A 25570-nucleotide genomic window follows, 5' to 3' on the forward strand; every position below is an offset into this window, starting at 1 on the left:
CTGTAAGTACTATTAGAAGTAGGGAGATTGATATGCAACACGATCTGCTAGACACACTGGATAAGCTATTCGACTACATAGAAGACCATATTCAAGACAAATTAACGCTGGATCATCTGGCATCTGTGACTCATATATCCAAATTCCACCTGCATCGCATGTTCAAACATGTCAGCGGACAATTGCCTGGAGAATACATTCGTTCACGCAAATTGGCACGCAGCCTGGAGCAATTGGTGAATCTGAACTGGAAGATTATCGATATCAGCGGACATTACGCTTTTGAACATGAACAATCCTACATACGTGCTTTCAAACAAGCCTTCGGCATTACACCCCTGCAGTATCGCAAACAGGGAGCTGGAAACCTTGAATTCACAGCCCGCATGACTTCGTCCATGATCACAACGCTTCCATATGGATATATTTTCAAACCAATGTATGTACGAAAACCGGCTATGAAACTCATTGGGCAACGGTCCCACATTCGGTATGCAGATAACGAAGAGCACTATGAAGCCAATTCAGCAGGCAACGACTTTTTTGAAAAACACTTTCATTCGATTCCTAACGTGCTGCAACCCAACGTATATATTGGATTTACCAATGAAATTAACCAGGATTACAGTACATATCAGCCGTCTGTAGAGGTCACCAGTCTGGATCATATCCCTGAAGAACTGGACGGAATTGAGGTCCCGGCCAACCAGTATGCCGTATTCAAATTTGTGTGTGATTTCCATCCAAGTCTGATCAATATTGATCATTTGGACAGTGTCTGGACATTTATCGATGAATATTGGCAGAGCCATTCGGGGTACGAGAAGAGTGATCCATACTATTTTGAAAGAATTGACGGCAGTCTGGCTCAGGACCACTACGGAGAGTTGGACATTTATATTCCTGCAAAGCAAATTTCACTGTAAGGTGCAAATGGAGGTCCCATGTTTATGGATCAAAATACTCAAGCTAATTCAAGTTCATCCCATACAGATTCTCGCAAACCTTGGATACGTAGACAACCTATTCTTACTACATTTACATTGTTGATTCTTGTACTGTTTGCCGCTGTATTCCTGTATTTCTGGCTCCGTCCTTACTTCTCCACGTTTGACCGTTCTGAGAAAGGAGAATTAAGCTATTCCATGCCTTCACGTAATGGTGACTATACTGCCGAAATTTACGGTGTACCTTACGGTGGTGCGGCAGGCGGCGTTACAATCTGGGTCGATGTTAAGAAGACAAATTCCCCTGAGGACACCACGGTAAAAACGATCTATCGTGCCGAGCACCACGGAAATAACCATCTCGAATGGGAAAGTGAAAACACACTCCGGATTGAAAACTGGAATGAATATACGAATGAGACCATGACCCTCAATATCGATGACGAAATATATGATGGATGGGGCTGGGCATGCAAAAGCTTACGAATGAAGGACCAGTCTGTGCGATGCCTGGCACCCGAAAAGTAAAACAACTTAACAGCTAATATGACGGCCCTGAACACTCGACGGCTCATCTTGATGAGTAATCCTCACTGCACCGCATGTCAAAAGTCCCAACGCTCTGTATGCCTTGTGAAAATTTCACCAAATGCTACTTTCATTACACCATGCCAGGAGATACACGCGGCGCGAGAAGCATTAAAAACCCCTCTCACCGACTCTTTCGGTTGAGCGGGGCTGCTCTTGTTCTGCATTTTATAGTTTATTTACTTATACTTTATTGTGGTCTAATATGCTTGTTTACTACCAACTTTGTAGCTATCGGACTTTAAACATATGGCAGCATCATAATTTATCTATTATATCTATTCTACCTCTTAATCCTCTTCTGCTTCTGCTTCTGCTTCTGCTTCTGCTTCTGCTTCTGCTTCTGCTTCTGCTTCTGCTTCTGCTTCTGCTTCTGCTTCTGCTTCTGCTTCTGCTTCTGCTTCTGCTTCTGCTTCTGCTTCTGCTTCTGCTTCTGCTTCTGCTTCTGCTTCTGCTTCTGCTTCTGCTTCTGCTTCTGCTTCTGCTTCTGCTTCTGCTTCTGCTTCTGCTTCTGCTTCTGCTTCTGCTTCTGCTTCTGCTTCTGCTTCTGCTTCTGCTTCTGCTTCTGCTTCTGCTTCTGCTTCTGCTTCTGCTTCTGCTTCTGCTTCTGCTTCTGCTTCTGCTTCTGCTTCTGCTTCTGCTTCTGCTTCTGCTTCTGCTTCTGCTTCTGCTTCTGCTTCTGCTTCTGCTTCTGCTTCTGCTTCTGCTTCTGCTTCTGCTTCTGCTTCTGCTTCTGCTTCTGCTTCTGCTTCTGCTTCTGCTTCTGCTTCTGCTTCTGCTTCTGCTTCTGCTTCTGCTTCTGCTTCTGCTTCTGCTTCTGCTTCTGCTTCTGCTTCTGCTTCTGCTCGCAATTGTGCCTTACACTCTATTTCCCATCAACCCTTATTTTCACCGATCCGCCCTATTGCATCCTACCAGCAGCGAATTAGTTTTTGTTGTTATTTTATTTCACTTCTAATTCAATCTATTTCCCCTATTTCCTAATCCCGCTTCAAACCCTTCTGTCCTCATCTGTCCCAGTTCGTCTCTCTACTTACGCGGTGACACTTCACCACGTTCTTCCCGCTCTTTCATCTCCTTGCGTACCACCACTTCGAGCTTCTGGCGATTGGCAAGTAATCCGGGATCGTTGGGCAAGTACTCACGGGCTTTGGTGTTATGCATGAGTGCCTGCTCCCAGTTGCCTAGATGAGCATAACAAAGGGATAAACGAGCATGTGGCAGCCATGTACGGCAAGCCATAGGCACCGGGCGCAGACCCGGATCGCGGCTGCTCACGTCCACCGCCTGCATATACCAGTAGATCGCCGAGACGGGTTCTTGCCGTTCATGAAAACAGGCCGCAATCGCACAGCAGAAGTCGGTATGTGGCAGATCATACTGGAACGACTGCAGCAATGCGCCGAGCTTACGGCCCGGCTCACCCAGTCGTTCATAACATTCCGCCAGCCGCGCGCAGGCAATCAGGCGATCCTCGCGGTAACCGCTTGGCTGCTCCAGCAGCTTCGCGTACCCGCGTGCCGCCGCCGCATAACGCTGGCGGTCATAACATTCGCCTGCATAATAAAACAGCAGGCGACCTTGGGCTACGCCCTCTTCGGCGATCCATTTGCGCAGAATGCGCACGTTTCGCGCCGAATGATGTCCCGCTTCGCGGCGATGCGTGACGGCAATATCTGCCGTAATGACCTCGCCCTGCGGGAAGCTGAGCTGCTCGTGCAGCCGGCCATGCCAGCGGCACCCGGCATCCCGCTTGACCAGGCGAAGGCGTCGGTCCGTCACAAGTGGACTCCCCTCCGCTCCCTCGGCCAGCGTGTAGTTCAAGATCACAGCTTCCGTCTTCCCCCCGGACGGAAGCTGCTGCTTCAACACCTCAATCTTCGCCCGTTCCGCGGGCAGCAGCACATCATCCGCATCCAGCCACAGGATATACTCCTGCGTGGCCTTGGCGAATGACTCATTCCGCGCTGCGGCAAAGTCTTCCTTCCATTCATACGTGTAGACATGGTCGGTATACTGCGCAGCGATGTCCATCGTGCGATCCGTTGAACCGGTATCCAAAATGATGATCTCGTCCGCGATGCCGGCAACCGAGTCCAGACAGCGCGCCAGCGTGCGTTCCTCGTTCTTCACAATCATGCACAGACTGATGGTGATCACGTTTTGAGCCCCTTCCTGTCGTACGCGTATTGCAAATGTCGATCATGCAAGTTCCCCTATTTTCTTACTAACTCAATTCCATAGTTCCGGTGTATCTGCAATAATTTTAATCTCTCAGGCACATGCCCTCTTATATCCTATCCTGCTACACTCGTCCCCCATGTTACACCTCTCCACTCTCCTGACGGCGAAGTCGTTTCACCTGCTCCACCGCACTGTCCAGGGCCTTCTTGCGCTGTTTCATTACGCGAAGATGATTTTGTTCCACCTCAGCAAAATGGACATGATCCAGCTCCATCCATTCCATCAATTGATCCAAAGTCGGGGACATATGCAGTTGTGTACTCCGCCGTTTGCGGGCCACGCAACATAGATATTTATGATGAACTTCAAGTTTCAAGACTTCAAAATACGGCATCAGGGTCATCGCCAGGTTTCCTGCATAGAAGGTCTGCTTGTGGTCATAAAACGGGTGATACCCATACGGCACAGTCACAACAAGCGTCCCATCTTCTTGCAACAGCCGATGAATCTGGATCAACAACGTTTCCGGATGAGCAAAATGTTCCAGCACTTCTCCAAGCAGCACAGTATCAAAGGTAGTCCTTACTTTCCATTGCGTAATATCCAGCATTCTAAAATCTACATTGTTCCTAACTGGCCTAGACTCTTTGGCAAGCTCAGCCTGCGCATATCGAACACTTTCTTCTTCCAGATCGATCCCTGTTACACGAAATCCTTCACGTGCCAGCAAAATAGAGGTAATGCCCTGACTGCACCCAACATCCAGGATTCGTTTGCCTGTCGCCTCACGGCACATCCAGTGGATACGCGTTCTCGTCGCTTCATGAGAATCCTCCGAATTAATCTCACCGTAATAGCGTTCACTCACTCGATCATGATTCGCCATAGGTTTCTCCCGTTTTCACTCGGTGAACTGGCTGACCCAGCACCACAATATTTACCCCGTGGCATCCGGCCGTTGCATTGCGTGTATCAAAGATCAGCTTTGCATGATCTGCCATCTCCTGATAATTGAATCCCGAATGATCCGTGGTGATGATCACCAGATCAGCTCCTGTCCACAATTCCGGCACCGCTGGACAAGAGTGCAGCACTGTACCATCATCCTTACGGAAAACAGGCACCATTGGATCGGTGAAAACCACATCTGCGCCCGCTGCGCTCAGCAGCCGATAAACGTCCAATGCTGGCGATTCGCGCAAGTCGTCAATATCTTTTTTATAAGCCATACCCGCCAGTACAACACGTGCTCCCTGCACAGATACACCATTCTGCTCCAGCAGCTCCGCGGCACGTTTCACCACTCTCTCTGGCATTTGCCGATTGGTTGAATCCGCCAACTGGATGAACTGCAGTTCCGATCCCTGACGGTTTGCAGCCCAGGACAGATAGATCGGATCGATTGGGATACAGTGCCCGCCGATGCCAGGACCGGGATAGAATGGCATATAACCAAATGGCTTGGTTGCCGCCGCATTCAGTACTTCCCAGATGTTTACACCCATCTGTTCACAGGCCGGGGTCAGCTCATTCACGAGTGCAATATTGACACTGCGAAATGTATTTTCGAACAGCTTTGCCGTCTCCGCCACCGTTGTTGAACTGACCGGAACAACTTCGTTGAGGAACGAGCCGTAGAACTGTTTACCATAATTCAGACAAGCGGGTGTGGAACCCCCAATGATCTTCGGGGTATTTTTCACACCATAATGCACACTGCCCGGATCTACCCGCTCTGGAGAATAACAGACGTAGAACTGTTCTCCAACTCGCCAGCCGTTTGCCGCTTCAATCGGTTGTTTTACACGTTCTTCTGTTGTGCCCGGATAGGTCGTGCTTTCCAATATAACTAGGCTGCCTTCCTGCAAATACGGAGTCATGCCATCCACCGCCGCCGAGATATATGAGATATCTGGTTGATGCTCGGCAGTCAGCGGAGTGGGCACACAGATTACAATGACATTTGCCTGTGCCACCGCTGCATAATCGGTGCTTGTCGTGAATAACCCAGCCTGCATAAGCGACTGCACAACATCATCTTCTATACCTATGACATACGAATTCCCGGCGTTCAGCTTGGCTACCTTGGAAGTATCGATGTCAATCCCGTGGACTTGATAACCTGCCTGTGCCATCTCTACGGCCATTGGTAAACCCACATAACCGAGACCAATGACAACAGCTTTTAGGGAGCGGTCATTAATATGTTGTATTAGGGTACGTTGCTGTAACTCTTCATTTCCTTCGTGCTGGTTGTGCTGATGACTTTCTTCCATTCCTTCCACCTCCAAACGCTCCGCCTCCCCTCGGTGGGCGTATCTGAAAACTCCGAACGAGTTATGAGACACACCCTAATCGATATAGCCACCTGCACGCAAAAACCGGGTAATCGCTGGTTTGTTCATCATGGCGCTGTCCGAGCGATACTCGGAGAAGTTCACACGAGGCAGATTGCTGTACTGATCGGTCAATCCCTTGTCCTTGTGCTCCGGCAGGATGACATAATACTGCGCATCGTATTGGTACGTACGCGGTGCTTCAAAGGGCGAGATTAACACTTCATGTAATTTCTCGCCTGGACGTATTCCCGTCACCTTATAATCGAAGGATGGACGACCTGCCTGTTCCAACATGACGGATGCAAGTTCCGTCATCTTGCAAGCTTTCATTTTCATCACAAAAGTCTCTCCGCCCACGGCCGCCTCAGCCGCCTTAAGCAGTAAATGTATAGCTTCGGTACGCGTCAGAAAAAAACGGGTCATGCCTTTGTCCGTAATGGTCGGGCTTTTGCCTTCATCGATCTGACGACGGAACAAGGGCACGACACTGCCGCTGGTTCCAAGCACATTGCCCCCGCGGATGCAGACAAACCGGGTACCTTCACTTAGCCAGTTGGCACGGATCATCATTTTTTCACCCAAAGCCTTTGTCATGCCATATACGTTAATCGGATCTACCGCCTTATCGGTGGACACATCGATGACTTTGGCAACCTGCATGCGTATCGCAGCCCGAATAATATTCTGGGTACCGATTACATTGGTCTTGAACGCTTCATCTGGCTGGTCCTCGCAGACCGGAACATGCTTCAGCGCAGCAAGATGGAAGAGCACATCCACACCTCTGCATGCATCTTCCACTGCCCGATAATCGCGGATATCCCCAATGATAAATCGCAGACGCGGATCATGGTTGAACTCTCGCTGCATCGCAATCTGGGCGTATTCATTACGTGACAGAAGGCGAATCTCAGCCGGGTCCTGCTCCAGCAGTACCTCAGTCAGCTTTTGGCCCCAGGAGCCCGTTCCTCCAGTGATCAGAATCGTTTGTCCTTGAATCATGGATGAATCCCTCCCTGATCAGATCATGAATTCGCGTAGTACCTGTGCCATCTCATCCCGGCTTAACCGGTCTTTGAGCGGTACCTTTTTGGTTGAAGTATTGCTGGAATGCACGATGTTGACATAATTGCGCGGAGCAAGCAGCTCGTGCGGCAGTTCAATGACATTGCCATGTGTACCTCTGCCCGGAAGCTTGACCCGGTATCCTGCTGCGTATTCGGCTGTCTTATATAAGTAGACATAGAATTGCGGAGAACGGTGAAACGCTGGGGCCATCTCGTTATTCACACTGTCCCACAGATATCCGTTCTGGTTAATCAATGCCATCGTCTGCTGCTGTGGTTGAATATCGTAGAGCTGTTGAACAAAGGTTTTATGGTATAAATCATCCGAATCTAGACGGGCAATATAGAGTTGCTCCGTACCATTGGCAAACGCCAAAATGGCACGCACACTCTCCATATTGGTTCCAAAACGAATATTGGAAGGAAGCGGCTCCTGCCCCGCCAAAATCTCCTGCATTAATTCCCCGGATTCCTTGGACAACTTCACCACTGTGAGGAAATCCTGATTCGTCTGCGCCTTCAGGCAATGCAATGTGAACGTGCGGAAGATGCTCATCCGACGCTCCAGCCATTCCCGCGTTAATCGCTGCGGGTCCATCCCATAATTGTTGAAGTTAATCTCAATCACAACTTTCCTGGACATAACATTCCTCCTCATGAACGCTGCAAGTTCCGTTTGTCGGATACAGACTGTTTTCATAGTTTTGATGCCGTCTTCCTACGAAAACCATCTTCTATCTATCTGATCGCTTACAAGCCACATCTCGCTTGTGAATCCAGCACTCTATATCGTATGAAACGTTGATAGAAGCGGTACCGACAGATGTACTAACTTTCATATAAATAGATTGATATACAACCAAAGATGGCGCCCTTTGGGTCGAACGTACATATCGTTACGGTAGTCGCAACATAGAATAGAACAGTTCAATTTTCAAAGGAGGCAACCCATCAAATGAATTCGATTTATCTTGAAATGGAAGGTGTGCTTGATCAGCTCGAAGCGGCACTTCTGGAACACCGACCGCTGTCTCTTGTAAGAGTCGGTGATGGCGAGAATATTGTCATGTCTCAAGAAACCGTATGGCCCACGGAACGGGTCCTTCAGGAGCGTTGGGCCATTAAAGCCAATTTAGGGCAAAAAGGACTGACCCTTCCCAACCTGCAGCTACGGGATGAAGTTGCCGCTTCCTTGCAGCGGGCGGATATCGTCGGCGTTCTTCCCCGCGGTGACAGCACCATTAATGCTCCCGATTATCTCAAAAGACCCCTGACAGATATGGTATTTGCACACTTTGGCATCTCTCCTCCGATGACTTGTCACGCCTGTGTCAATCGGGAGCTGGCGCAGAACCCGCGTTTCTGGCAGATGCTTGCAGGCAAGCGTGTGTTACTTGTTACTCGTGAGATTGAGGCTCTGCGTGTCATGCTCGAACGTGAGCCGTATAATCTAAACATTGTGACTGCCCTGCCCTTCGACAGCTATGATCACATGCAGGAAACACTCGAGTGGATTCAGACGAATCAAGATACCTTTGATGTCGCTCTCTTCTCCTGTGGCGTCAACGCGGTTATCCTTGCGGAGCGAACAGCTGCACTCGCAGGCAAAGTTGCCATCGACTTTGGCAAAGCCAACAACATCATTCTGAAAGGCCGTGCCAACTGATCATGGACAGTTTCAAACTTTAGATTCGTGAGTTGTATTGAAACGTGCAGAAGCCTGTACGGCAAAAACCCCCGACTTCTTAAGCCGGGGGTTTCTTGCTGAGCGCTAGTCGAAATCTATCGCTGCATTGTCTTGCATTTCTGGGGTATGAAGCGAACTCTGCCGTCAACAGAAGCGATGATGAAGCACTCTGCTTATTCACATCTACGTTCTTCATAACTAGCTGGTAGCTGCAATACCGTATAACATCTCCGGCCCGGTTCTTACTGCTGTAGACACCCCCGAGATGAACGAAGTATACACACTTTCCAGTGCTGGTGGTGCAGACAGATCCTGAGCTGTGAACGAATGAAATTCGGCACCGCCGTTCTGTCCAACCGTCCCTTCAGCACGGTAGATGATATAGAAGGGATCATATAGGAATCCCCGTACCAGCTCCACAACAAAGGTATCTCCCAGTTCTCCCGTAACGCCTACTGTCCCGTTCAACGTAATAATGGGATTCGCCACGCCCTGGGTCTGAAGACCAATCGTGCCGAATGCTTCCGGAGATGGACCTAGAGATATTCCGGGCTGTCCTACGGTTCCCGAATTCATCGAAGTTCTCATATCGAGAAACACGCCCATGAGTAACACCTCCAATGCTATGGGATAACATATCCTATGAATCTCACAACTCTTCGGATTGGATGTATAGCAGATTCCATGAACCTATTTTTATTTGTCGACTGTTAGTGGTATATTGAACTGCATAACGAAATGAACGGATCGTATGCACACAAGCGGTACAGGCTGTTCAGAAGGAGATTACTATTCATGAATAAACGCAAACGTCCAACAGGCAAAACAGCGGCCTCGGCCAAGGGAAAATCATATGCTGGTTCATCCACAGCACGTTCCGGCAAGCCTAACTTCTCATCTGCAAAATCATCAGGTGCTTCCGCATCACGCAATACGGAGGAGAATAAAAAACCACTAGCTGCCAAATCATCGGCCGCACCGACGAAAGCTGGAGGTAACAAATCCAAAAATGCCAGTGCATCCAAACGCCCGGGCAATTCCTACTATCGCAAACAGGAACCACCACGCCAGTACAAAGTGACCGAACCCGACGAACTGTTGAACTTCCTGTTGCAGCATTTGAAATCAGGACGGAACGCAGTGAAGTCCATTCTGGGTCGTGGACAGGTATCCGTGGATCAGAAGGTCGTTACCAAGTTTAATGAAGCGCTGACGCCAGGTCAGATTGTCTACATTCGAAAAGAAGGTGCAGTCGCTGCTCCATCCTTAACAGGCATTAACATTTTGCATGAAGACGATGACATCATTGTGATCCGCAAGGAAGCCGGACTATTGTCCATTGCCGCTGACAAGACAGATGACCTGACGGCTTATCGCCAACTCACAGAGCATGTGCGCCGCACCAATCCGCTCAATCGGATTTTTGTTGTCCATCGTCTGGATCGGGATACATCGGGTGTGATGATGTTTGCCAAAAGTGAAGAGGTACAACAGAAGCTGCAAAACAACTGGAAAGAAAATGTGCAGGACCGCGTCTACGTTGCCCTTGTTGAAGGTTCAGTAGCCAAAGAAGAAGGCACAATCTCTTCGTGGTTGAAGGAAACCAAAACGCTGAAAATGTACTCCAGCTCTCGTCCGAATGATGGACAACACGCCATTACACATTACAAACGTCTGAAGTCGAACCGTGAGTTCTCTCTGCTGGAAGTGCGTCTGGAGACAGGTCGCAAAAATCAAATTCGTGTGCATATGGAAGATCTCGGACATCCGATTGCCGGTGACAGAAAATACGGCGCACGCACAAGAGACCTTGGCCGTCTCGGACTTCATGCACGTATACTCTCGTTTATCCATCCCACCACGGATGAGTTAATGTCATTCGAAACGGATATTCCGAAGCCATTCCTGTATCCGTTCCGTGCAGAAACTCCACCTGCGAAATAACTGAATCGTTATATAGAATCGACTGATCGATTGATCATGCCTGAAAGGAGGAATGGACACTGAAAAACCTGTTGATCACCGGTTACCGCGCACATGAATTGCAGATTTTTGGACAGAAACATGAAGGTATTCCTTTTATCAAAAAAGCCATCTCTTCCCGACTCACTCCCCTTGTCGAGGATGGTCTGGAATGGGTGCTGACGCCGGGACAGTACGGTGTGGACCTGTGGGCCTGCGAAGTGGTCATTGATCTGAAGAAGACGTATCCACATCTGAAACTGTCGATCATCACTGCCTTTCAGAACCCGGAGGAGCAATGGAAAGAAGACAAACAGGAGTATTACCGTTCCATCCTCTCGGGTGTGGACTATTACGGTGCGATTAGCAATCAACCTTATATCGGGCCGTGGCAGTTCACTGCACGGGATGACCTGTTGCTGCGTAAAAGCGACGGTCTTCTGCTCGTCTATGACGAAGATGCCGGTGAAGGCAGTCCCCGTTTTGTGAAGGAAAAAGCCGTGAAGAAACAGCAGAACGAGGACTATACAATCATCAGTGTCACTTCAGAGGATATTCAATCTGTAGCTGAGGATGAGCGCATGAACGATGTTATAGACTTTGACGATTCTTCATTCTGAAAAAATGTAGATCATCTGAAGTCCATTCATGCATAGCTTTCATCAGAGGGGAATCGTATTTTGAATGCCGTACATATGTTTTTTTTCGAGGCAGGTTGGGTATAAGTAGTATTATAACTGCGATGATATGTCGTATGGGATAAGGGGAACTGCAACCATGACAATTACGCCAGAGCAGCGCATTCAACTGCATGGATTTAACAACCTGACCAAGTCACTCAGCTTTAATATGTACGATATCTGTTATACCAAAACCAAAGACGAACGTGAAGCTTACATTGAATATATTGATGAACAGTATAACGCCGCCCGGTTGAGTAAAATTCTGAACAACGTCTCCGATATCATCGGAGCCCACGTGCTGAATGTCGCTCAGCAGGATTACGTGCCTCAAGGTGCGAGTGTTACGATGCTTGTCTCGGAAGGTCCAATCGTGGAGATCCCCGAAGAATCACTCGATGAATCTCCCGGCCCTCTGCCCGATAACGTTGTCATGCAGCTGGATAAAAGCCATATCACTGTGCACACCTACCCTGAATTTCATCCTAGTGAAGGTATCAGTACCTTCCGTGCGGATATTGATGTCTCCACCTGTGGTGAGATCTCACCGCTTAAGGCACTGAATTATCTGATCCACTCATTTGATACGGACATTATGACGATGGATTACAGGGTGCGTGGTTTTACGCGGGATACGAGCGGACGCAAGCTGTTCATTGACCATGAGATCGGCTCGATTCAGAATTATATTCCGGATGAGATCAAGAGCAGCTTTGACATGATTGACGTGAACGTCTATCAGGAGAATATTTTTCACACCAAGTGTAAACTGAGGGAATTTGATCTCGACAATTATCTGTTTGGGTACACCAAGGATAAGCTGAGCAATAAGGAACAACAGGAGATTACAGAATGGCTGAAGCTGGAGATGGACGAGATCTATTACGGCAAAAACATCAATCGTCCCTCTTAAGAGGCTGTTCAACGCTGATCCATAAAGGCAAGGTCTAAGACAAGATTTCATGCAGGCAGGGTTCTTCTATTCAGAAGACCTCCGGCATGTGCTTGTCTTTTTCTTTGTTATGTTGACAGTGTGCAACTTTATTTCTTATTATAGAAGTAACTGTACAATCTACAGTGAAGGAGACTGAGCCCGTGATCGAAACGAATACGACAAGACGTAACGAATCACTGTTACAAGCGCTTACTGCACAGCACAATGCCATTACCAACAACATAGCCAATGCAGACACGCCCAACTACAAAAAGAAAACGGTAGAGTTTCAGGAAGAGCTGAGACGTATCGTTGAAAATGGCAAAACAGATCAGCTCGCCATGAAGCGGACTCATGACAAACACTTTCCTATCAGTGATCCTAATTCTTCCATCGTACAGTACCGAATTGTCGAGAACAACGAAACAGCCATGAACAATAACAACAATAACGTTGACATTGACAAGGAAATGGCGAATCTTTCGGAGAATCAGCTCATGTATAACTACATGGTTGATCGGGTCAGTGGACATTACAAAAAAATGAAGAATCTATTGAATGATCTGAAATAATGAATGTACAAGCAGCCCCAAATGGCTGCTTTTTTTTATGTTCTTTTTCCCTGAGTGTAGCTCGTTTGGTGCCATTTTTCGGTATCCTCTCCTGTTCGTAGTATAATGGGAAGAAACGAATGATTTCATATCGTATAAAAGAGGTGCAACATGGCTCCACGTCATTTAAATGGTTTTCTAGGTTCCAAAGTCAGATTAGCGGCCCCATGCCCGGAAGATTGCATGCGTCTCTCCCGCTTCACAGACGATTATGAATATTTACGCAACATGGATACCGATATCGCGATCCCGTTAACGCCGGATGAGACAGGGTCCTCCTCTGTCCGCCGAGACAACGGATTTGAATTTGCATTACGTACATTGGAGGGAAACCGATTCATTGGATTCACAGCCCTCTACCGGATTGAATGGAACAATCGCTCCGCTCGTCTTGCCATTGGTATCGGCGAAGAAAATGATCGGGGTAAAGGATACGGCAGTGATGCCCTTGCTCTAATTCTTCGATATGGATTCCACGAATTGAACCTGAACCGGATTGCGCTGGAAGTCATTGAATACAATGAAGCCGCAAGACGTGCTTACCTGAAAGCCGGATTCCGGGAAGAGGGTCGCCAGCGTTCTGCAGTTTTGCGGGATGGCATGCATTATGACCTGATCTCGATGAGTATTCTTGCGGAAGAATGGTCGGCACAGTCTGGGCTTCCCTTATCATTCCGGTCTACTCACACTCCTCAATCTGGGGAAATGGATGCGGGTGGTTTTTCACAACGTAATGGGAACGAACAAGCTGCGCTGTCCCTGTCGGAATTAAGTTCTGTTCCAAAAGGTGAATCTGAAATTTCACCTCGCATCGGCGTAGGTGCAGTCATCCTGAATGAACGGGGCGAAGTGCTTCTAGCTTGGCGGAATCGTCAGCCCGAGCAGCACACTTGGAGTATTCCTGGCGGGAAAGTAGATCCCTATGAATCACTGGAAAGTGCCGTCATCCGTGAAATCAAGGAGGAAGTGAATCTGGATATCGCCATCGACAGTCTGCTCTGCACGGCGGAGACGATTCAGCCACAACAGAAGGAACATTGGATATCCGTGCTCTATTTCACCAAGGTGATTGGCGGCCATGCTCGTAATCTGGAAGAAGGCGGAGCAATCGGTGAGATCGGCTGGTTCCCATTGAATGATCTGCCCTCTCCACTCGCCTGCTTTGCCGTGCCTGGGCTGGAAGCTGTGAAGAAGTTATATAACCAGAATTAAGCTTGGAGGTGCTTGCAAGTGTTGGAGATTCCTCTTCCTCGACCTGTACCCTTCATTCTGCATGAATCGAGTTCCCAATTCGATTGGAAAGGCAGCGGCTCGCTATCACTGAAAACATTCCGTAACGGAAAAACGCTCTATGAAGCGGGACGCGGTCACTTCGCAGTCAATAATGAGAACTATCTGCTTCTGAATGAGGGCCAGGAATATAGTCTTCACATTGATTCATCTACTTCAGTTGAATCCTTCTGTATCTTCTTCCCTCCCGGTTATGTGGAAGAGATCGGCCGGAATCTAATTACCAGTGATCTTCAGCTACTTGATGAGCCGTATAGTTATTCATCCTCAAGCAAGATGGAGTGGGTAGAACGTACATACGCGATGGATAATCGGCTTGGTGCAGCCCTTAATCATTTGCGGAATTTGTACAGTCAAGAGACGCTAGATTTCTGGGCAATAGCGCAGCAGCTTCATCAGCTTGCTGTTCACATGCTGGATCTACACCGTAACGTTCAGCAAGAGATCCACGAACTGGATATGATCAGACGTTCAACCAGAGAAGAGTTGTACCGAAGAGTGTATATCGGGCATGAGTATATCTCCGCCTACTATGATCAGCCGTTAACGCTAGAACAGACAGCATCGGCTGCACAACTATCCGTGAATCATTTTCTACGCAGTTATAAAAAGTTGTTTGGTACTTCACCCCATCGTTATCTGACTGAATGCAGACTATTGGCTGCGAAGCGGCTTTTGCTAGATTCGGACAGGTCTGTCACCACTATCTGTTATGATGTGGGCTTCGAAAGCCTCGGTTCGTTCAGTTCATTATTCACTAGACGCTTCCATAGCTCTCCTTCCCAGCTGCGGGCAAAAAGGTGATTATGAAGAAGAACCTCTGAAGAGGAACATCTATAATTACATTATCTCATCAGATGGAGGTATTCCTTTATGAATCATGCAGAACAGATTATTCAACTATTTCAGGCTGCACAGTCTGGAGATGTGCCCAACCTGCAATTATTGCTCGCTTCTCACCCGGAACTCACCAATACTGAAAATCAGGATGGGTTAACTCCGCTGGGATATGCCTCTCATTATGGACAAGCAGAAGTAGTTCGTCTTCTTCTGGAGCATGGAGCGGATGTTAACGCCCTTTCTCATTCCAAGATCTCCTTTATTCCATCCAATACTGCACTGCATGCCGCGCTTGCGGGAGAACGTTCACCAGAAGTTATCGGCCTTTTGCTCGAGCATGGAGCATCCACGAGTATTCTGGATAGTGATGGACAATATGTTTTGCACTCTGCAGCATTTCATACGGATCAGATCGAACTTATTGAGATGTTACTTCAGCATGGAGCTGATCCAAACGTGCTAAACTCAGCGGGCCAGACCGCACTGGAGATTTCACTAGAACGTGGTAACACGTCTACAGCTTCATGTCTGCGAGCAGCTATTACAGCGCATCAGCAATAATGATTAGATAACGTGAGTAATACGTGAATAACCGTCAAGACTCTTTTTGGAGTACAAAGAGAAGGTCTGACGGTTATTTGTTGTCCGATTACATACCTCTATCGGTGAGAGGCTATATAAGTTGAGCTAAGAATATTTACACTTGCCACTCCGATGACAGAACAACCTTCCGATCGCTGTTATCCCCAGATTTTTTAATTCACTTTTACAAAGGTGAAAATCTGGCGATAAAGGCGAACGCTCCGCTTCTTCAGGTTATTTCTGTCCTCTACGTTCTCATGTAAATACTTCGTTCAACCTCTATAGAAATCGCAATACATCATATTTTTTCCAGGGAGTAAGAACCGTTTGACGCCTTACACGGTCTAATACTCAATATATCCATGAAAGGAGGAGCCATGTGACCCCTATTCAGCTCACCATCGCCGCACAAAAAGGGGATGCCGAGGCTTTTGCAGCCTTAATGGAATTACATCAGAGCCAACTGTACCGTATCGCCTATGCCTACCTGCATAACGAAGGTGATGCGCTCGAAGCAATTCAGGAATCAACGTTCAGGGCCTTCCATAAACTCAAAAAATTAAAAGAGCCCTCCTACTTTGGCACTTGGCTCATCCGCATTCTGCTCAACTACTGTGCGGACGAACGCAAACGCAAAAGTCGGTTCAGTCCCGTCACCGAGATTCATGAATCCAGCAGCTGGGATCGTCCTGCGGACCCCGATCTTGCTGCTGCCGTATCCACTCTTGACCGGGATTGCAAACAGATTATTATTCTGAGTTATTTCGAAGGTTTCTCCTTAACTGAAGTTGCCGATATTCTCGAAATCCCGACCGGAACCGTAAAATCTCGATTACATCGGGCGCTCGGACAGCTCCGTGATCAACTTGAAACGAAAGGAGATGTACCCTCATGACGGATGAACAAAAATCATTTGACACATTGGAAGAACGGCTGAATGCGCGCAAGACGGAATATGAAACCATGCCTGTACCGGATGCCGCCTATCAGGCTGTGCAGTCCGGAATCCGCCAGGCTGCCCGAAAGCGAAAGTCCAGGCTACGCTGGTATATGAGTTCCATCTCGGCAGCGGCCCTCATCCTGCTGTTTACCGGATGTATCCGTGTCTCTCCCGCTTTTGCATCCTTCGTGGAGCAATTGCCCGGAATGGAAGGCATTGTGAGTATGATTCGCCAGGACAAAGGATTAATGATGGCGATTGATCAGTCCCTCTTACAGAAGGTCGGTGTCACCGACGAGCATGATGGTACTTCCTTGACCGTTGAAGGCATTATCACAGACGAGTCACGTATGGTCATTTTTTACACGATGAAAGGCATGAAAGATCCCGAAAAATTCAACTATGACATTGATTTGCTGGATGAGAACGGTAAAAAGTTACCTGTTGCGTTTAGCTATTCCTCTCTAAATCCAGCTTCAGAAAGTGGAATTTATGAGGATAAAATCGATATCTCATTCATAGAATCTTTACCGCCACATGAGCTGACCGTTATATTTAAGGAACGAGGTAAGGAACCGAATAATAAGTGGAAAGTCACCTTCCCCGTGGATCACAGTTTAACAAAAGGCATGAAAAGAATCATTCCGGTAAACCAAACTATGAACGTGGACGGACAGCTTATCCATGTGAAACAGGCCGTTCTGTATCCCACTCGTCTTGTACTTGATATCGAATATGATCGGAACAACACCAAAAAAATCTTTGGCATTCGTGATCTACACTTGGTAGATGAGCAAGGCCGAGCATGGAGAACCGATTCATCTTCCATCGGAGGCTCTGGAAGTTCTGTCTTTTTCGAAAGCATGTACTTCTCCACTCCAAAAAAACTGACTTTGCAAGGGTCTGGCCTTTCAGCGGTGGATAAGGGTGAACTGGTTATCAGCATCGATCCCTCTTCAGGTGAAATACAAGGTGGTCCATCGAGTTTGAAATTGCTGCAAAGCACGGTCCAGGGCAAAAATCTGATCCTCGAGTTTTCAATTGCAGATTCTCAAAATGCTACTTCAGGGCTATCATTTACCAATATTGAGGACAGTAAAGGAAACCCTTTCGACATTAATGAAGTAAGTTGGAGCCCTTCCGTCTTTGAAGCAAGAGTTGTCATTAAAAATGGAGCCGCAGCCAAAGGAAATCTGACAATGGAAATATTCTCTTACCCTGATCAAATTCGTGCACCGTTCTCTATTGAAATTCCTGTGACTCCCTAAAAAAATGTAACATCCATAATTGCAAACCACACGACGTATTCATGTACTATAATGAAAATATTAAACAGCTACATTAAATCGATATGTTCACAGGAAAGGGTGTTTCCACAATGAATAATCGTTCTATCCGTTATCCGCAACCACTCGCGCAAGGGGACATGTTCGGTGTGGCAGCACCCTCCAGCGGTGTTGGCGAATCCCTGCACCATTATCTTGAGGAGAGCAAACGCAATATGGAGCGCCTTGGTTTTGACGTGCTGGAAAGCCCATCGCTCCGCCACAACATCAAATGTGTGAGTGCCTCCAAAGAGGAACGCGCTGCAGAGATGAATGAATTTTTCCGCAATCCAAATATTCAAGCCATTATCCCTCCATGGGGCGGGGAATTTCTGATGGATATCCTCCCCCTGCTGGATTGGGAAGCTTTGAAAACATTACCGCCCAAATGGGTCATGGGATATTCGGATATCAGTACGTTCCTCTTAGCCTATACCCTGATCACCGGAACAGCATCAGCACATGGCACCAACTATGTTGATCTAAGATCAAACGCCCTCGATCCCGTGACTGCGCGCTGGATTGATGTGTTACAGACCAAATACGGCGGACAGATCACACAATCGTCTTCCACACATTATCAATCAGCATGGAAACCGGAATCTCCTGGATTTAACCTGGATACACCTTCGCAATGGAAACAGCTCGGCCACTCGGAAGATGCAGATACCGCTGTGTCGTTCTCCGGTCGGCTGATCGGTGGCTGTATGGATACGATCTCCAGTCTGATTGGTACGCCGTATGCACCCGTCCAATCGTATTTGGATCAGTACTGTGCAGACGAAGGAACGATCTGGTATCTGGAAAGCTGTGAGATGAATGCGGGGGATATCTACCGTCATCTGTGGCAGATGAAACAGGCTGGCTGGTTTGCAGGTGTAAAAGGTTTCATGTTCGGCCGACCTGCGGGTTATTCCGATACAGCGGATTTTAATTTTACCGATGCTCTATCCTCTGCACTTGGGGATCTGGATGTCCCTGTACTGTACGATGTGGATCTCGGCCATGTTCCACCGCAGCTCACCTTTGTGAATGGAGCATTGGGCAAAGTAGCCTATGAAAATGGACGCGGGAGCCTTGAGATGGCGTTTGTGTAATCACCTTTTATAGGCAGATGCATACCTTGAAGTAAGAACTTATTTTGAGGAAGGGTTGTGCATCATGTCTGAATCCACATCCACGCCATCCACACGTGTCGTGTATCAAGCCAATCAACCGATGCTTCAATCCGTGCAAAGTGTGCGGAATATGCTTCATCATACAGCCCGGCAGCATGTAGGCAAGAAGGTACAAGTCCAGAATATCGATGGGCAAGTGTGGGAAGGTGTCATCATCAGTGCAGACCGGGGAATTTTGTATCTCCAGGTTACCCCGATGCATGGATATCCTGAACCGCGCGCCTTGTTTGGACCAACGATTTTGCCGCTTGTGCTGTATGAATTGTTGGTTATCACACTGTTGATGTAGTGGTATTGTACTTCTATATCCGAACCTGTACCAAGAAGCTTCGCTCCTGAGATCTTCAAGTCTTGGGAACGAGGCTTTTTTATCGTCTTGGCGATGGTGCCGTATGATTCCTTGCGAGCGTGTGAAATATGATACAATGGTGTCGCACCACCCCATATCTCATATGAAACGGAGCTTGATCCGGTTGGAATACATACGTCATGATTCATCACCCGTATCACAAGCCGAGACGGGTATGATTGGCAGCAATCCTACTGAACAATCACGCGTGATTGCAATCTGTCTGCTCGCAGGCAAAATCATGCTTCAAAGCGGTGGTGAAACCTACCGTGTGGAAGATACGATGAAACGTATGGCAGCTGCGCTGGGCTTACCCCATTCGCACAGTTACGTTGTTCCGACAGGCATCTTCTTCTCTGTTGATGCAACCGAACCTGCCAAGCTCATTCGTATCTCCGAGCGTACGACGGATCTGGACAAGGTGTCAGAGGTGAATGCAGTCTCCCGTCGCATCGGACAAGGTGAGCTATCCGCTCAGGAAGCCCATGATCTGTTGATACAGATCGAAGGAAAGCCCTCCTCCTATTCAACGGCTGTGCAGCTTACGGCCGCAGCGTTATCCAGTGGTTGTTTTACCATTATGTTTGGCGGGGGCTGGAGCGACTTTCTTCCGGCGTTAATCTGCGGGGGCATAGGTTATGCAGCCGTTATTGCCTTTCACAGGTTGGTGCGGGTCAAATTCTTTGCCGAGCTTACGGCATCCTTTGTCATTGGCCTACTCGCTTTTTTCCTCATCTACATGGGAGTAGGTCATGAACGGGACAAAATCATTATTGGTTCGGTTATGCCGCTGGTTCCGGGGCTGCTGATTACCAATGCTGTACGCGATCTGATGGCCGGGCATCTCGTATCCGGATTATCCAAGGGAGCCGAGGCATTTCTGACTGCTTTTGCCATAGGTACCGGCATTGCAGTTGTATTTTCACTTTTTATGTAAGACGGAGGTATGCAGGATATGCTCCATTTTATTGAACAAGCCTTGACCAGTTTTGTCGCTTCAGCCGCGTTTGGGATCATCTTCAACGCACCACGGCGCATGCTGCTCCACGGTGGATTTGTCGGCATGATCGGCTGGATTATCTATATCGTGCTTGAATATGCAGCGGATGCGGTTCCTGCTACACTTGCAGCGACCATAGCCGTAGGTGTCATCAGCCAGGTATTCTCTCGCATGTTTCGCGCACCCGTCATCATCTTCAGCGTCGCAGGCATCATTCCTCTCGTTCCTGGTGGACTGGCGTATAATGCGATGCGAAGTTTTGTGCAAAATGACTACAGTGCCGCTATGGAGATGGCCGCCAAGGCACTCATGTTATCCGGCGCTATTGCCGTAGGCCTTGTGTTATCCGAGGTATTAAACCAGATGATACGCCGAATTCCCGCCTCACTTCGGGCAAAATCATCATCGAAATAATCGTTCTTTTCACATATTCAGCACACGTAAGGCCCGTTAGCATACAGGATAAAATCTTGTATACCTACGGGCCTTACGTATCGCTTTTTATAGAGCAGCAGATCAATCAATATTCTATTTACTTCACGAACGTATTCTTCACACGGACCGACTTTAGGAAATACGGGATAAAGATACAACATGTCAGAAGCGATCGGATTGTTAAATTAAATGCTGATGTTGGATCGAGCACATGTTGCTCTCTCGGAATCTCAATTCGTGCGATCATGATCCATGTCATGACTCCAATGAATACATTCGCAATGTACAGAATGATCATCATGCGTGGAAATTTCCTTTTTTTCTTATACAGTAGTACGAGATTCACGATAACGAGCATTAGTAACATGACGCTGCTTATGACCCCGAACCAAAGGAGCGGCCGTATCCCTTCAGTATAAAGTTCCGGATCAACACCACGAACACCCTCCCACCTTACAGGATCCATAATGACATTTACCTGCGACATATCCGCGATCAGAAGCACCAGTGAGACCCACAGGCCAATCTGAATTAAAATAAGCCATCCGCCTAATCCGGAGATGCCAGGCCGTTCCGGTCTGATACCATTTTTAGGCTGCAGCGAGCTTGTATCCAGTTCCGAGTTCCTATATTTATAGTTCATTTCAGCCTCCGTTTACGATAGATAAGACACTTATTATACATTAGAAGCTATTTTCTGTGTTATCCAAGAAAAGGAAAGAACCATCTGGACTAAGGTCTCTCTCTCTCTTGCATTCTATTGGGTAGCACGTCTCATCACTGTTGCGAACAACTCCGCTGCAACACCACTTCCTGACCACATATAATGTTCTTCATCCGTATGATCAAATCCCATCCAGACCGCTGCAGTCCAGTTGCTCGTATAGCCCACAAACCACAGATCCCGATTGGCCTCTCTCCCCACACTAGGTAGTGCAGCCTGTGTTGTCCCTGTTTTCCCTGCTACCTTGTGTTGACCCAGTTGTGCTCGGCTTCCGGTCCCCTGACTGACTACATTTTGCAGCATTCTGGTCATGGCATTCGCCGTACTGGAGGAGATTACCTGCTTATTTTCCGACTTATGAGCAAATATTGTCCGTCCTTGTGAATCTGTAATCTCGCGTATCAGATGGGCTGTATTCAATTTGCCATGATTCGCAAACACCGTATAGGCCTGCGCCATCTTCATTGGCGACACTCCCTGATGCACACCTCCCAAGGCAATTGAGAGGTTTAGATCTTCTTTCCCCAGTTCAATACCGAGCCGTGCTGCAAATTGATGTGCATCGTTCAGTCCGGTCTCATGAAGCAGCCATACGGCTGGGGCATTGATAGACCTTTGCAAGGCTTGGGACATGGCTATTGAACCACTGTAACGCCCACCGAGATTGGAAGGTTGATAGCTGCCATATTGCATGCGTTTATCCGGTAGTATGCTCTCTGGCTTGAACTTCCCCGACTCCAACGCAGGGCCATATGCAATAATCGGTTTAAAAGAAGAGCCTGGCTGCCTTGCATCCATAATCGCCCGGTTGATGCCCCCTTTTAAAGGATTACGTCCACCCATCATTGCTTTCACTTCACCGTTGTGCTGGTCGATAATAACCATACTTGCCTGGACCTGCTCGTCTTGGCGATCATCGGGGAATCGGGCAGCGTCTGCAAATGTTTCTTCCATCGCCAGTTGTGCCTGTTCGTCTAGCCCAGTTTGAATGACCCAACCTGCCGATTGAATCTCTGCTTCACTTTTACCTGTGAGCCGAGAAGCCTCCTGAATCACAGCATCCACGGCAGACACATATGCGGGCTCGCTCAAGCCCGGTGAAGTTGTTGCATTCAATACGGTTTCAGGCGGCGTGAACTCGACGTCACGGGCTTGGAGCATCTGCTTTCGTGTAATTAGTCCCTGTTCATGCATTAGTCCAAGGATAACGGCACGTCTTTGTTTGGAAAGTTCAGGATGATCTACTGGATTGTATATGGATGGACCTTTGGGCATTCCAGCTAATGTAGCAATCTGCCATAGTTTCAATTGGTGCATATCCTTAATTCCGAAATACCGCCAGGCTGCCGCTTTTACACCATACTGCTGGCGTCCCATGTAGATCTGATTCAGATACATTTCCAGAATTTCATCCTTGCTATACTTCTTCTCCAGGGCCATCGCAATCGATATCTCATTCACCTTTCGACTCAACGTTTTATCCCCATTCAAATACAGATTTCTTGCCAGTTGCTGCGTAATGGAGCTTCCTCCCTGACTCAGATTCATATGTAAGATGTCTTGCATAATGGCTCTGCTAAGTCCGATGAAATCCAGTCCATCATGGTTGTAGAAACGTCGATCTTCTGTAGCCAAAAAAGCCATCTTTAATAAATCTGGCATAGCGTTCAGGTCAGCATATTCGGAATACCCTTTGGTCTGCGTATGCAACCTCGAAATTTCGGTCCCCTCTGCATTCGTAATAATGGTTGAAGAGGCCACCTGCATGGCCTCTGGACGATTGCGAAGTATTCCTTCGCCATAAGTAATTAGATAGAGATAGAAAAGGGTCAACATCAAAACTACAACCACTGCGGCATCAAAAACATAATACATCCATCGTTTGCCCATGTGCTTCAACATTTAGGCTCCTTGTGTACCCGTTCAATTGAAACTTCGTGTTCCTGTCTATCTCGTTGTGTAATCTCCAGAGCATGTTGAAGCAGCAATGTCTGTTCATACGCCAACTAGACCCAATGCTGAACTTCCACCTCGTCCTGACAGCGCCCTTGGATGATCTCATTCAGAGAAGATTGAATACCGTAGAGAGTAAGTTTTATCGGTAAGTCAACCTGTATAGAAATAGACTGAGTGTTCTCCTTGTCTTCCTCCAGATGTTGCTGAAGGCCGGGCTGCTCATGCTGAATAGACGCTCCCTGTATCTCTCTTCTCTCCTGTTTCCGTTCTGATCTGCTCAGCCCTTCCTCATGCAGGAGAATCGTAATTACATTCAGATTGGCAGCAATTTGTCGTAGTTCACCACCACTTAGAACATCAATTCTTCCAGGATTGTGGCCCAATGCAAGTTCGGCTGTTCCGCGTGCAAGTTGACTGAGATCTTCCGCAATCTTCTGGGATCGAATCCAGAAAAAGATCGCAAACACGCCCCCTCCAATGAAGATAAAGAGCGGCTTTGTTCCGATATGGTTGATTCCCCAGTTCATCATACGCGTTATCCATGCTGCATCTGGAAGGACGTGATTGCGGGCAAATCGTAGCACGTGATAAACGACAAAAAGGAGCGCTGCGCTCAGTAACGCGCTTGCTCCTCCAATGTATATGTATCTTAGTCTTACAGTACTGAATTGAGACTTCATATTCGGTATCCTCCTCATATAATAATATGGTAATAGAGGTAGAATACCGAATATTTCTTAATGAGGAAGTAGTTAACTTCTTACCAAATTCTTAATTATTATTCCTCTGAGCAATTACTTGGTGGAGCAGCGGTTACAGGGAAACGGGTAACAAAATCCGTTCTGCCATTTTCACTATAGGCAACAATACTTCCTCGATGTAATTCAATCATCGATTTGGCAATTGCCAGGCCGAGACCCGTACCTCCCGTTTCACGGGAACGGGATTTATCCACACGATAGAATCGATCAAATAGATGTGGCAGGTCTTGTGCCGGAATCGGTTCACCATAATTACTGATGCGGACTACAGCCTCTTCACCTTCAAGGGCCAGCCCAATCTCCATTCGTTTACCTTGCGAACCATACCGAATGGCATTGCTGAACAGATTCTCATATGCTCGTACAAGCTCCCCCGGAGCAGCCTGTATCCATAGTGGATCTTGCCCGCCGATGATCTTGTAGGTCATGCCAGCATCCTCCAGCATGGGAGCAAACTCTTCAGCCAGCTGCATCAGAAACGAATTCAGGTTCAAAGCTTGCAGAGATAACGGAAGACTCCCGCCACTCACACGTGTATATTCGAACAAGTCATCGATTAACTTGCGAAGGGTCAAGGATTTCTCATAGGCAATGCTAACGTAATAGCGCATCTCAATCTCATCCTGATAGCGATCCTTCTCGATGTACTCCAGAAATCCCAGAATAGAAGTGAGTGGTGTTCTCAGATCATGTGATATACCCGTAATCAGATCGTTTTTGGCAGCAACTGCATTACGCTCTTCCTGAAGCGATAATTGCAATTGTTCAGCCATCTGATTAATGCTTGCAGCAACCACTCCGAATTCATCCGAGGTCTTCACTTCAATGCGATGGGATAACTCTCCTTTGGCAACTTCCTGAATTCCTGCCGTTATTTCATCCAGAACCCGCATCACCTTACGAGAAATCAGGAAAAAAAACAGCACAAAACCGAGCACGCCTACCACAATCATCAAAGGCACCGAACCGATATTATTCACCAACCACCTGATCCCTTGGGCTGGAATGGAATAATCCGGATACGTCTGAGCTTCCAGGATGGTCTGCCCCACCTGACTGCTCCCGTACAAAATAACTGCAGTTAATATGCCGCTCAGCAAAAATGCATAGATAAATTTCCATCGGACTGTATTAATCAGCTTTGAATTCATAGTAGGAACTCCCTGCCTGTGTTCATGTCACATGACATCC

At 47.6% G+C, this 25570-nt stretch carries 27 protein-coding genes and 1 pseudogene; 17 read left to right on the forward strand and 11 right to left on the reverse strand.

The features are described from left to right. Window positions 1–32: 32 nt before the first annotated feature. Together ACDJ59_RS18365 and ACDJ59_RS18370 are read left to right on the forward strand one after the other, a co-directional pair. Window positions 33–926: an AraC family transcriptional regulator gene (locus tag ACDJ59_RS18365; RefSeq protein ID WP_413404742.1), complete on the forward strand. Its 894-nt coding sequence runs from the start codon at window positions 33–35 to the stop codon at window positions 924–926. A 24-nt stretch (window positions 927–950) separates the two neighbouring features. Next, window positions 951–1475, forward strand: coding sequence for a DUF5412 family protein (locus ACDJ59_RS18370; RefSeq protein WP_413404744.1), 525 nt, complete (start codon window positions 951–953; stop codon window positions 1473–1475). A gap of 350 nt (window positions 1476–1825) precedes the next feature. Here ACDJ59_RS18370 and ACDJ59_RS18375 read toward each other — a convergent pair whose 3' ends face one another. From ACDJ59_RS18375 to ACDJ59_RS18400, 6 genes are all read right to left on the reverse strand, one after another. Further along, entirely contained in the window at window positions 1826–2386 is a 561-nt protein-coding gene (locus tag ACDJ59_RS18375) for a hypothetical protein (protein ID WP_413404746.1), read from the reverse strand. A 178-nt stretch (window positions 2387–2564) separates the two neighbouring features. Continuing rightward, the gene (locus ACDJ59_RS18380; protein WP_413404748.1) at window positions 2565–3695 is read right to left on the reverse strand and encodes a glycosyltransferase; all 1131 of its coding nucleotides are present in this window, start codon (window positions 3693–3695) and stop codon (window positions 2565–2567) included. 163 nt (window positions 3696–3858) lie between these two features. Beyond that, complete coding sequence (locus ACDJ59_RS18385; protein WP_413404750.1) at window positions 3859–4605, reverse strand: class I SAM-dependent methyltransferase; 747 nt, start codon at window positions 4603–4605, stop codon at window positions 3859–3861. Beyond that, on the reverse strand, window positions 4592–5995 hold the full coding sequence (locus tag ACDJ59_RS18390) for a nucleotide sugar dehydrogenase (protein ID WP_413404752.1): 1404 nt from the start codon (window positions 5993–5995) through the stop codon (window positions 4592–4594). The genes ACDJ59_RS18385 and ACDJ59_RS18390 overlap by 14 nt, the downstream gene beginning before the upstream one ends. A gap of 75 nt (window positions 5996–6070) precedes the next feature. Continuing rightward, a complete protein-coding gene (locus ACDJ59_RS18395; RefSeq protein ID WP_413404754.1) occupies window positions 6071–7060 on the reverse strand; it encodes an SDR family NAD(P)-dependent oxidoreductase in 990 nt (329 codons plus the stop codon). 18 nt (window positions 7061–7078) lie between these two features. Next, the gene (locus tag ACDJ59_RS18400) at window positions 7079–7768 is read right to left on the reverse strand and encodes a glycosyltransferase (protein WP_413404756.1); all 690 of its coding nucleotides are present in this window, start codon (window positions 7766–7768) and stop codon (window positions 7079–7081) included. 312 nt (window positions 7769–8080) lie between these two features. Between ACDJ59_RS18400 and ACDJ59_RS18405 the strand changes: the two genes are divergently transcribed. After that, a complete protein-coding gene (locus ACDJ59_RS18405; RefSeq protein WP_413404758.1) occupies window positions 8081–8791 on the forward strand; it encodes a GT-D fold domain-containing glycosyltransferase in 711 nt (236 codons plus the stop codon). 219 nt (window positions 8792–9010) lie between these two features. Here ACDJ59_RS18405 and ACDJ59_RS18410 read toward each other — a convergent pair whose 3' ends face one another. After that, window positions 9011–9418 carry a hypothetical protein gene (locus ACDJ59_RS18410; protein WP_413404760.1) on the reverse strand — a complete coding sequence of 136 codons (408 nt, stop codon included), beginning with the start codon at window positions 9416–9418 and terminating at the stop codon, window positions 9011–9013. 189 nt (window positions 9419–9607) lie between these two features. Between ACDJ59_RS18410 and ACDJ59_RS18415 the strand changes: the two genes are divergently transcribed. The 14 genes and pseudogenes from ACDJ59_RS18415 (at window position 9608) to ACDJ59_RS18480 (ending at window position 20917) form a co-directional block, all read left to right on the forward strand. Continuing rightward, window positions 9608–10756 carry an RluA family pseudouridine synthase gene (locus ACDJ59_RS18415; protein WP_413404762.1) on the forward strand — a complete coding sequence of 383 codons (1149 nt, stop codon included), beginning with the start codon at window positions 9608–9610 and terminating at the stop codon, window positions 10754–10756. A gap of 59 nt (window positions 10757–10815) precedes the next feature. Continuing rightward, the gene (locus ACDJ59_RS18420) at window positions 10816–11394 is read left to right on the forward strand and encodes a DUF1273 domain-containing protein (protein ID WP_036669296.1); all 579 of its coding nucleotides are present in this window, start codon (window positions 10816–10818) and stop codon (window positions 11392–11394) included. 157 nt (window positions 11395–11551) lie between these two features. Further along, window positions 11552–12367 (forward strand): adenosylmethionine decarboxylase, encoded by an 816-nt coding sequence (gene speD, locus ACDJ59_RS18425; RefSeq protein ID WP_413404764.1) that lies wholly within the window; start codon window positions 11552–11554, stop codon window positions 12365–12367. A gap of 182 nt (window positions 12368–12549) precedes the next feature. Next, window positions 12550–12960, forward strand: a complete 411-nt coding sequence (flgB, locus tag ACDJ59_RS18430; protein WP_036610664.1) for a flagellar basal body rod protein FlgB — start codon at window positions 12550–12552, stop codon at window positions 12958–12960. Window positions 12961–13110: 150 nt separating this feature from the next. Next, window positions 13111–13599 (forward strand): annotated as a pseudogene (locus tag ACDJ59_RS18435) (GNAT family N-acetyltransferase); the annotation flags it as partial. 210 nt (window positions 13600–13809) lie between these two features. Continuing rightward, on the forward strand, window positions 13810–14211 hold the full coding sequence (locus ACDJ59_RS18440; protein WP_413409852.1) for an NUDIX domain-containing protein: 402 nt from the start codon (window positions 13810–13812) through the stop codon (window positions 14209–14211). An 18-nt stretch (window positions 14212–14229) separates the two neighbouring features. Next, on the forward strand, window positions 14230–15093 hold the full coding sequence (locus ACDJ59_RS18445) for a helix-turn-helix transcriptional regulator (protein ID WP_413404766.1): 864 nt from the start codon (window positions 14230–14232) through the stop codon (window positions 15091–15093). A gap of 69 nt (window positions 15094–15162) precedes the next feature. Next, the gene (locus ACDJ59_RS18450; RefSeq protein ID WP_413404768.1) at window positions 15163–15690 is read left to right on the forward strand and encodes an ankyrin repeat domain-containing protein; all 528 of its coding nucleotides are present in this window, start codon (window positions 15163–15165) and stop codon (window positions 15688–15690) included. A 400-nt stretch (window positions 15691–16090) separates the two neighbouring features. Further along, the gene (locus ACDJ59_RS18455; RefSeq protein ID WP_413404770.1) at window positions 16091–16606 is read left to right on the forward strand and encodes a sigma-70 family RNA polymerase sigma factor; all 516 of its coding nucleotides are present in this window, start codon (window positions 16091–16093) and stop codon (window positions 16604–16606) included. Continuing rightward, window positions 16603–17919 (forward strand): DUF4179 domain-containing protein, encoded by a 1317-nt coding sequence (locus ACDJ59_RS18460; RefSeq protein ID WP_413404772.1) that lies wholly within the window; start codon window positions 16603–16605, stop codon window positions 17917–17919. The genes ACDJ59_RS18455 and ACDJ59_RS18460 overlap by 4 nt, the downstream gene beginning before the upstream one ends. A gap of 110 nt (window positions 17920–18029) precedes the next feature. Beyond that, window positions 18030–19073 (forward strand): S66 peptidase family protein, encoded by a 1044-nt coding sequence (locus tag ACDJ59_RS18465; protein WP_413404774.1) that lies wholly within the window; start codon window positions 18030–18032, stop codon window positions 19071–19073. A 64-nt stretch (window positions 19074–19137) separates the two neighbouring features. Next, window positions 19138–19443, forward strand: coding sequence for a hypothetical protein (locus ACDJ59_RS18470; protein ID WP_047842070.1), 306 nt, complete (start codon window positions 19138–19140; stop codon window positions 19441–19443). A gap of 235 nt (window positions 19444–19678) precedes the next feature. Continuing rightward, a complete protein-coding gene (locus tag ACDJ59_RS18475; RefSeq protein WP_100527973.1) occupies window positions 19679–20440 on the forward strand; it encodes a threonine/serine exporter family protein in 762 nt (253 codons plus the stop codon). An 18-nt stretch (window positions 20441–20458) separates the two neighbouring features. Further along, window positions 20459–20917 carry a threonine/serine exporter family protein gene (locus ACDJ59_RS18480; RefSeq protein WP_036610676.1) on the forward strand — a complete coding sequence of 153 codons (459 nt, stop codon included), beginning with the start codon at window positions 20459–20461 and terminating at the stop codon, window positions 20915–20917. Between the two features lie 118 nt (window positions 20918–21035). Here the strand turns inward: ACDJ59_RS18480 and ACDJ59_RS18485 are convergent, their stop codons facing one another. The 4 genes from ACDJ59_RS18485 to ACDJ59_RS18500 form a co-directional block, all read right to left on the reverse strand. Next, window positions 21036–21581: a DUF2569 domain-containing protein gene (locus tag ACDJ59_RS18485; protein WP_413404777.1), complete on the reverse strand. Its 546-nt coding sequence runs from the start codon at window positions 21579–21581 to the stop codon at window positions 21036–21038. 114 nt (window positions 21582–21695) lie between these two features. Beyond that, window positions 21696–23552 carry a transglycosylase domain-containing protein gene (locus tag ACDJ59_RS18490; protein WP_413404779.1) on the reverse strand — a complete coding sequence of 619 codons (1857 nt, stop codon included), beginning with the start codon at window positions 23550–23552 and terminating at the stop codon, window positions 21696–21698. 116 nt (window positions 23553–23668) lie between these two features. After that, window positions 23669–24298, reverse strand: coding sequence for a hypothetical protein (locus ACDJ59_RS18495; protein ID WP_413404781.1), 630 nt, complete (start codon window positions 24296–24298; stop codon window positions 23669–23671). Window positions 24299–24396: 98 nt separating this feature from the next. After that, window positions 24397–25530, reverse strand: a complete 1134-nt coding sequence (locus ACDJ59_RS18500) for a sensor histidine kinase (protein ID WP_413404783.1) — start codon at window positions 25528–25530, stop codon at window positions 24397–24399. Window positions 25531–25570: the final 40 nt, after the last annotated feature.

The organism is Paenibacillus amylolyticus (assembly GCF_047302515.1).
Classification (GTDB): domain Bacteria; phylum Bacillota; class Bacilli; order Paenibacillales; family Paenibacillaceae; genus Paenibacillus; species Paenibacillus amylolyticus_G.